Annotated in this window: 1 rRNA gene; it reads right to left on the bottom strand. The window is 56.6% G+C overall.

The features are described from left to right. Positions 1-678, bottom strand: a 23S ribosomal RNA gene (locus tag ACE5KN_RS31005); the annotation flags it as partial.

The following is a 678-nucleotide window of genomic DNA, read 5'->3' as shown; positions in this document are numbered from 1 at the left end:
TAGGATAAGCCCTCGACCGATTAGTACTGGTCAGCTCCATGCATTGCTGCACTTCCACCCCCAGCCTATCTACCTCGTCGTCTTCAAGGGGTCTTACATACTGGGAAATCTCATCTTGAGGGGGGCTTCACGCTTAGATGCTTTCAGCGCTTATCCCGTCCGTACATAGCTACCCAGCGGTGCTCCTGGCGGAACAACTGGTACACCAGCGGTACGTCCATCCCGGTCCTCTCGTACTAAGGACAGCTCCTCTCAAATTTCCTACGCCCACGACAGATAGGGACCGAACTGTCTCACGACGTTCTGAACCCAGCTCGCGTACCGCTTTAATGGGCGAACAGCCCAACCCTTGGGACCTACTTCAGCCCCAGGATGCGATGAGCCGACATCGAGGTGCCAAACCTCCCCGTCGATGTGGACTCTTGGGGGAGATAAGCCTGTTATCCCCAGGGTAGCTTTTATCCGTTGAGCGATGGCCCTTCCATGCGGTACCACCGGATCACTAAGCCCGACTTTCGTCCCTGCTCGACTTGTAGGTCTCGCAGTCAAGCTCCCTTCTGCCTTTGCACTCTTCGAATGATTTCCAACCATTCTGAGGGAACCTTGGGGCGCCTCCGTTACTCTTTAGGAGGCGACCGCCCCAGTCAAACTGCCCGCCTGACACGGTCCCTGCACCGG

The sequence above is a fragment of the Paenibacillus terreus genome (assembly GCF_042138595.1).
In the GTDB taxonomy this organism is placed as follows: domain Bacteria; phylum Bacillota; class Bacilli; order Paenibacillales; family Paenibacillaceae; genus Paenibacillus; species Paenibacillus terreus.
This window is presented reverse-complemented; position numbering and strand designations above follow the sequence as displayed.